The sequence below is a fragment of the Idiomarina sp. Sol25 genome (assembly GCF_033052775.1).
Classification (GTDB): domain Bacteria; phylum Pseudomonadota; class Gammaproteobacteria; order Enterobacterales; family Alteromonadaceae; genus Idiomarina.
Genome location: NZ_JAUPEW010000223.1, coordinates 1 through 241 on the forward strand (window position 1 = coordinate 1; position 241 = coordinate 241).

The 241-nt window shown below is 61.8% G+C and carries 1 pseudogene; it reads left to right on the forward strand.

The window, feature by feature from the left end:
* Positions 1–241: pseudogene (locus tag Q5L94_RS14085) on the forward strand (acetyl-CoA C-acyltransferase); the annotation flags it as partial.

Below are 241 nucleotides of genomic sequence, written 5' to 3' on the forward strand. Positions count from 1 at the left end.
CTGCTCAAGGCAAAAGGGCTGCAGATCGCCGATATCGACCTGTGGGAGCTCAACGAGGCCTTCGCCTCGCAGTGCCTGTACTGCCGCGACACCCTGGGTATCGATAACGAGAAGTACAACGTCAACGGCGGCTCGATCTCCATCGGCCACCCGTTCGGCATGACCGGCTCGCGCACTGCCGGTCATATAGTGCGCGAACTGCAGCGCCGCAATCTGCGTTACGGCGTGGTGACCATGTGCG